This is a genomic window from Streptomyces sp. UW30, from assembly GCF_008042075.1.
GTDB lineage: Bacteria > Actinomycetota > Actinomycetes > Streptomycetales > Streptomycetaceae > Streptomyces.
Map to the genome: position 1 here is coordinate 54,597 of NZ_RDBN01000044.1, position 7,287 is coordinate 61,883.

Consider the following 7,287-nt stretch of genomic DNA (forward strand, 5'->3'; position numbering starts at 1 on the left):
GCGTCGTTGCAGATGGTCCCGGCGCCGACCGCCATGTAGTTCTGCAGCGCCTCCTCGGGCGGACTCGGCGGCGCCGGCGGCAGCGTGCCCTTCTCCGCGGCCGTCATCAACTTCGCCAGAACCCCGTAGTCGTCGGGGTCGTAGAGGCGGTGGGGGGCGTCGGGGGTGACGAACTCGAAGGCCATCGCCGCGTACAGGTTCATCGACTCGAAGACGTCCAGCAGATCGGTCAGGTAGGCGGCCTGTGTGCGTTCGCTGCGCACCGGGTCGCCCTTGATCTCGTTCGGCTCCTTCGTGTAGTCGACGATGCTCCAGCCCATGCCGCCCGCCTCGGGGGCGCCGACGTACGCGCACGTGCCGAACTCGGTGATGGCCAGGGGCTTGCCCCAGCGCAGATAGCGGCGCAACTCACGGACGTAGTCGGTGTGTTGACGGAAGGAGGAGTAGTAGTCGATGCCGACGATGTCGAAGAGGTTCCAGTCGACCGGCTCGAACTCCTCGTCCTGGGCGGCGGCGTAGCTGAGGCGGCCGTGGAAGACGGAGCGGCCGACGGTGGCCGCCTTCGCGGTGAAGCGGGCCAGGCGGCGCTGCATCCTCGCCATGTCGACGTTGCCCTTTTGCAGGTTCTCGACACGGTCCAGGACCGTCTCGCCGGGGATGATCCCCGGCACGAACAGCCAGAACTCGCAGCCCACGCTGAAGTCGACGCTCGCGCCCTGCCGCCGCAGCCGTTCGGCGAAGCGGCCGCACTCGGCGATCGAGTCCAGGATCTCCCGCTCCGGCACGTCCCCGAGGGTCGGCTGGAGCCAGACGTGCAGCCCGCGTTCGGCGGCCTCGGCGGCGGTGGCGACGAGGCGGTCGACGCCGTCGCCGGTGACGTCGATCGTGTCGGCGTGCAGGTCGTCGCGGATGACGCGGACGTCCCCCCGCATCCGGGCGGCGCTCCATGCCGTCCCGGGGGTCTCGCCCGCCCCCACGGTGTAGACGACGCCGCGGTGCTTCAGTCCCTTGCGCTTCGGCCCTCCCCCGGTCGCCGCGGCCTGCGACGACGGCAGCACCGCCCCCGCCAGTCCGACGGCCGCGGCCCCCGCGAGAAAGCGTGCCCGGCTGATCCCCTCGGTGTTCTCCATACGGCCACTGTGGCGAGCGCGGCCCCGCCCCGCCGTCCGCCGATGGTCTACGCAGCGGCAACCAAGGGATGACGTACGGCGTCGATCACTGAAGAGATCGTCACGATCCGTCAGACGAAAGCCGAGCGAAGGAGACCGAGATCCTAGGCCGACGCACCCTGCTCACCGCAGGCACCGCCACCACCGCCGCGCTCCTGACCGGCGCACCGGCCCGAGCCGCCGGCGCCGACCGCTTCCGCGAACTGGAGCGGCAGCACGGCGCCCGGCTGGGCGTGTTCGCGCACAACGTCCGTACGAAGAGGACCGTCACCCACCGCGCCGACGAACTCTTCCCGATGTGTTCGCTCTTCAAGACGCTCGCCTCGGCGGCCGTCGTGCGGGACCTCGATCACGACGGCGAGTTCCTGGCCCGCCGTATCCACTACACGGAGGCGGACCTGCCCAAGTCCGGCTCCGACAAGACCAGGGAGCACCTGGCCGAGGGGATGACGGTCGCCGAGCTCTGCGAGGTCGCCATCACCTACAGCGACAACGGCGCGGGCAACCTGCTGCTGCGCGAACTCGGCGGCCCCACCGCCATCACCCGCTTCGCCCGCTCCCTGGGCGACCCGGTGACCCGCCTCGACCGCTGGGAGACGGAGCTCAACTCGGCGGAGCCGTGGCGCGTCACGGACACCACGAGCGCCCGCGCCATCGGCCGCACCTACGGCCGGCTGGTCCTCGCCGACGACGCCCTGAACGGCCCGGACCGCGGCCTGCTCACGCGCTGGCTGCTGAGCAACACGACCAGCGGCAAACGCTTCCGCGCCGGTCTGCCCCCGACCTGGACCGTCGCCGACAAGACGGGTTCGGGTTCCTACGGCACCACCAACAACGTGGGCATCGCCTGGACCCCCGACGGCGCCCCCGTCGTCCTCGCCGTCCTGTCCACCAAGCCCGCCCAGGACGCGGCCTGGGACGATGCCCTGGTGGCGGAGACCGCGCGCCTGCTCTCGCGGATTCTCGTCTGACGCACCGGGCAACCGATTCCTCGCATTCGGTGGTCTGGAGGGCGAGGGAGGGGTGCTTGATGCAGGCCGAACAAGAGGCCCAGTTCCAGGAATTCGTCAGGGCGCGGTGGTCCCACCTGGTGCGGACCGCGTATCTCCTCACCGGCGACGCGCACCATGCCGAGGACCTGACGCAGACGGCGCTGGCGAAGGCGTACCGCTCATGGCGCCGGGTGGCGCGTGCCGACAACCCCGAGGCTTACGTCCGGCGGATGCTGGTCAGCTGCAACAGCGACCGGTTCCGCAAGAGGCGGGTCGCCGAGGCGCTGACGGCCACGCCGCCCGAGCAGGCGGGGCGCGACGAGGGCTACGCGGGCGTCGACGAGCGCGGTGCGCTGCTCGGCGCGCTGGCCCAACTGCCGCCCAAGCAGCGGGCGGTGGTCGTCATGCGCTACTGGGAGGACCTGTCGGAGACGGAGGTCGCCGAGGTGCTCGGCTGCTCCGTCGGCACGGTCAAGAGCCAGGCGTCGAAGGGGCTGGCGAAGTTGCGTACGTTTCCGGGGCTCGCCCGGATGACGCCGTCCGGGCAGGGAGGCAGCCGGTGAACGACGACGAGCAGCGACAGGAAGCCGACGGCGAGCGGGACTTCGAGGAGCGGCTGCGGGAGTTGCTCGCCGAGGACGCGTACACGATCCGGCCCTCTCCGGCGCCGTTTCCGGCGATCCGGAAGCGGGGCGTGGTCGAGCGGCGGCGCCGGGTGGCCGCGGCGGGGGCGGCGCTGGTGACGCTGGCGGCGATGCCGGTGGGGGCGTACGCCATCGGGTCGGCGCGTGTCATACGGCTGGTGATACGGCCGCGCTCGGCGAGGCGCTCCATGACGCCGACGGTGCGGGTGAGGTCGTCGTCGGTGGCCCGGCGGCGCATCAGGTCGTGCACAAGGATGGCCGCGACGGACAGGGAGAAGTACTCGGACTCCAGCTTCTGTCCCGTCGTACGCCAGGGGATGTCCTCCAGGGGCCAGCGGTCGTCGTCGAAGCGGGCGATGCGGGACCAGTACTGCTGGGTGAGTTCCCACCGCAGCCGGAGCGCCTCGGCGAGCCGCTGCTGTTCGGTGTTGAGCAGGCCGAGGGTGAGGGTGCGGTCGGAGAAGAGGTCCTGGATACCGTCGAGGGCGACCACGGTGAAGTACAGGTACGGCACCGCGTTGGCGACGCCCTCGGGCTGCGGTCCGACGGGTTCGGTGGTCTCGACCTCGGGCGAGTCCTTGACCATGGTCCAGGCCCAGCCGCACTCGAAGAGCTGGTTCTCGTCCTTGAGGCCTTCCTGGACGTCGATGCCGAGGTAGACGCTCTCGACGATCGCCGCGCGTAGCGCACGGAAGCGGCTCTGGAACTTGTTCAGCACCTGGCGCTGCGACAGCCGTCCCTGGCCGAGGAGTTCGGAGAGCGTACGGCCCTGGGAGGAGTCGGTGTCGAAGACGTTGACGACGAAGGAGCGCAGCAGGCTCACCATCGCGGCGGTCAGCCGGTTGCTGGTGGCCTGGCGCAGCTCGGCGATGGTGTCCCGGACGTCGCTGCGCTTGGTTCTGGTCTCGTAGATCTTGAGGAAGCCGAGCGTGGCGAGGCACAGGGTGATCGACATGGAGAAGGAGTCGACCACGCCGACCCGGCGCTGTTCCTCGGTGACGTCCCTGCTCTTGTCCGCCGAGCCGAAGTAGTAGCCCCCGGAGAAGGTGGGCCGCTTGTCGTCAMCGGTGTGCGTGCTCATGAACTGGGCCGCGGCCGCGACTAAGTTGGCCGGGATGTCCAGCCGTCCGCCGGCCTTCTTCAGAACCTGCTGGACGTCCTCCTGTGTGGTGTCAGGGTCGTCGAGCCGGAACGCGGGGATCTCGGTTGCCGGGTACAGCAGGCAGAGCAGCCGCTCGGCGTCGGCCACACTGCTCTCTCCGCCCCATTCGCCCCATTCCCACTCTCCCCCGTCGAAAGAGTGACGGGCGACTCCCTGCCAGATGTCCAGCAGATGCTGGCGTGGCTTGATCTGCATCCCATGCCCCTCGCACAGACCGCACTGCCATCAGTTGAGGAATATCCCTCTTCTGTTGTGAAGATTCACTGCGATGATTCACCGATCACCCGATCGGAATGATCGAGTCCGAATTGCTGCGCCATCCGTAGGCGACGATCATTCCGGAATATCCGTCGCGCACTTCGGCCTCGGATGAGAGCCGTTGGACCTTGAAGTCGCCCACGAACGGCTCAAGACTCGCGCGCACCTCGGATTCTCCCACGTCACATGCCGGGAAGAAATGCTCACCCGCGTGATAGCCCTTCGAATGTTCCATGAAGGCGGCCGCGAAGGGCGCGCCGGGGGCCAGGGCGCGCATGAAACGCTCGACGCCGAGCCTGAACTCCTGGTGGGACGAGGTCATCGACTCGGCGACGAAGAACATGGTCCCCATGGACCACCGCCGCTCGTACCGCGCGAGGTCGAAGAGGTCGCCCTGCTCGACGGAGACGACCTTGCCGAACCTCTCACGCGGGTCGACACCAAGGGAGTTGTACGCCTCGTGCTCGCACAGGGCGCTCCAGAACTGGTCCCAGTTCCGGTCGTAGGACTCGACCTGGCTTCTGAGGTAGCCGACGTTCGCCGACGAGCGCTCGAAGAGCATGATCTCGTCGCACCACGGCATCATGGAGAGTGCGGGATAGAGATTGGCGCCCGCACCCACATCGATACCGGAGACGGGGCCGCTGCCCTGCTTCCGGAAATGATCGCCGAAATGATCCCGTACCATGTGCAGGATCTCCGCGTCCTCTGCCTGTAAGTCGCGGTAGTTGTGATCAACGTAGGCGATCGGGTCGAATGCCGCCCAGCGCACCTCAGCGTTCTTCAACTGGACGCCCCCCGACGATCTCTGGGTCATTCACTCACGGTACCAAATGGAAGGCGCACTGGGAGCGCGTCGAGGCATAAGCATCTCGCACTCTTGAACCACCGGATTGCCCTGCTCAAGATGGGCGGATCTCCAACCGAGCACCTGAAACGGCCGGCAACGGGTGCTCACCCGCATGAGTGACTCCATTCCATCACATAGGGGGCAGTTGATGGCTGTACCGGAGGAACGTTTCCCTCTTCTGGGTCACCGCGCTGACCAGGCGTTCCTCGCCGACAGCAGCGATCGACCGCTGACCATGAGGGGCGTCACCGATACGGACCTGCCCGAACTCCTCCGGGTCGACAGGGAGGTCTTCCCGGACGATCCGTACCCGTACTTCGTGCTCCGTCAGCACATCGACGTGCACGGCGACCGGATCCTCGTCCTCGACGACGGGGAGTACCTGCACGGCTATGTCCTCTTCGTGACCACCTCCGACGGCTATGTGTGCTGGGTGCTGAGCCTGGCCGTCAGCGCCGACCAGCGCGGGCGGGGGCTGGGCAAGCGGCTGATGCTGGAGGTGCTGCGCCAGCTGCGCAGGGAGCGGGTGCACGAGGTGCGGCTGACCGTGGAGCCGACCAACGCCGCGGCGATCATGCTCTACCGCACCCTGGGGTTCGCCGCCGAGGGTGGCGTGCACCGGGACTATCTGGGGCCCGGGGAGGACCGGCTCATCATGGTGCTGGGGCTGACCTAGTGGTCGTATGGGGGTAATCCCCAGGAGAGATAAGGGAGTTGCCCGGATGTGACGCTCCGTGAAGGTCCGTCAGGCTGCTGTGCATGAAGCAGATCACGAAGAGTGCCGCCCTGATCGCCGCCGCCTCCGGAGTCGTCTTCGGAATCGTGACCCCGCTCACCGCGTCCGCCACCGGCGCGCCCGCGCCGCTGAAGTGGACCAAGTGCGCGGGTGAGGGGCTCGATCCGCGCCAGCAGTGCGCGACCCTGCCCGTGCCGATGGACTACGCCGACCCCGGCGGCCCGAAGATCGACATCGCCGTCTCCCGGATCCCGAGCGAGAAGCCGTCCGCCCGCCGGGGCGCGCTGCTGCTGATCGCCGGCGGGCCCGGCGGGGACAGCCTCGCCGACCCGTCCGGCAAGGGGCAGAAGCTGCCGCAGAAGGTGCGGGACACCTACGACCTGATCGGATTCGCCCCGCGGGGCAACGCACCCTCCACACCGGTCAGTTGCGACATCGGCCACGACGACCTGTCGGTGGTGAAGCGGCTGCCCTGGCCCGCTCCGGACGGCTCCGTCACCGAGAACATGGCGCAGGCCCGGCGCCTGGCGGACGCCTGCGCCCGTAACGGCGGCGAGCTGATCAAGCACATCAGCACCCTCAACAACGCCCGGGACATCGACAGCATCCGGGCCGCCCTCGGTGAACACAGGCTGTCCGCCTGGGGCGTCTCCTACGGCACGTACATCGGCGCCGCCTACACCGAGCTGTTCCCGCAGCGTACCGACCGGATCGTGCTGGACAGCAGCGACAACCCCGACCCCGTGCAGGCGGAGCGTGCCTGGCTGCGGGCGTTCGAGGTGGGCGTCGAGGACAACTTCCCCGAATTCGCCAAGTGGGCGTCCAGGCCCGGCAACCCGGACCGCGTCGCCGGCACACCGGCCGAGGTGCGCTCGCGCTTCCTCGCCCTCGCCGCCCGCCTGGACCGCGAGCCGATCCCCTGGCCCGGAGCCAACCCGGCGGAGCTGAACGGCAACGTGCTGCGCCAGACCATGCTGAGCAGCCTCTACGACCCCGACGACTACGGGGTTCTGGCGAAGTTGATGACGGCCGCGGAGAAGGGCACGCTGCCGCCGGCGCCGCCGAGTCCGCCCGAGGAGGCGCTGCAGAACTACATGGCGGTCGGCGCCGGGACCATCTGCAACGACGCCGCGTGGCCGAAGTCGGCGGCCGGGTACGAGAAGGGTGTCGCCGAGAGCCGGGCCAAGTATCCGCTCACGGCGGGCATGCCGAGGAACGCGCTTGCGTGCACCTCGTGGCCGTGGGCGCCGCGGGAGGCTCCGCTGCGGGTGTCGGACCGGGGGCCGTCGAACGTGCTGATGGTGCAGAACGAGCGGGATGTGGCCACGCCGCTGAGCGGGGCGCTGAAGCTGCGGGATGCCTATGGCAGGCGGGCCGTGATGGTGACCGTCAACTCGACGGGGCACGACTCGTATCTGGACAACGGCAACGCGTGCGGTGACGCTGCCGTGTCGCGGTACCTGGAGACGGGGAAGC

7 protein-coding genes are annotated in these 7,287 nt (G+C 69.0%); 4 read left to right on the top strand and 3 right to left on the bottom strand.

Features of this window, described 5'->3' with window-relative positions:
* Positions 1-1,130 (bottom strand): abortive phage infection protein (locus EAO75_RS32415; RefSeq protein WP_261989507.1); only part of this gene is annotated, 1,130 nt, incomplete at its 3' end.
* A 140-nt stretch (positions 1,131-1,270) separates the two neighbouring features.
* Here EAO75_RS32415 and bla point away from each other — a divergent pair.
* A complete protein-coding gene (bla, locus tag EAO75_RS32420) occupies positions 1,271-2,140 on the top strand; it encodes a class A beta-lactamase (RefSeq protein ID WP_147998740.1) in 870 nt (289 codons plus the stop codon).
* Positions 2,141-2,199: 59 nt separating this feature from the next.
* On the top strand, positions 2,200-2,724 hold the full coding sequence (locus EAO75_RS32425; RefSeq protein WP_147998741.1) for a SigE family RNA polymerase sigma factor: 525 nt from the start codon (positions 2,200-2,202) through the stop codon (positions 2,722-2,724).
* Here the strand turns inward: EAO75_RS32425 and EAO75_RS32435 are convergent.
* The gene (locus tag EAO75_RS32435; protein ID WP_261989508.1) at positions 2,633-4,162 is read right to left on the bottom strand and encodes an SCO2524 family protein; all 1,530 of its coding nucleotides are present in this window, start codon (positions 4,160-4,162) and stop codon (positions 2,633-2,635) included. The genes EAO75_RS32425 and EAO75_RS32435 overlap by 92 nt on opposite strands.
* Before the next feature lie 85 nt (positions 4,163-4,247).
* On the bottom strand, positions 4,248-5,042 hold the full coding sequence (locus tag EAO75_RS32440; protein WP_187284668.1) for an SCO2525 family SAM-dependent methyltransferase: 795 nt from the start codon (positions 5,040-5,042) through the stop codon (positions 4,248-4,250).
* A gap of 181 nt (positions 5,043-5,223) precedes the next feature.
* Between EAO75_RS32440 and EAO75_RS32445 the strand changes: the two genes are divergently transcribed.
* Positions 5,224-5,751, top strand: coding sequence for a GNAT family N-acetyltransferase (locus EAO75_RS32445; RefSeq protein ID WP_147998742.1), 528 nt, complete (start codon positions 5,224-5,226; stop codon positions 5,749-5,751).
* Between the two features lie 83 nt (positions 5,752-5,834).
* A partial coding sequence (locus EAO75_RS32450) for an alpha/beta hydrolase (RefSeq protein WP_147998743.1) occupies positions 5,835-7,287 on the top strand: 1,453 nt, incomplete at its 3' end.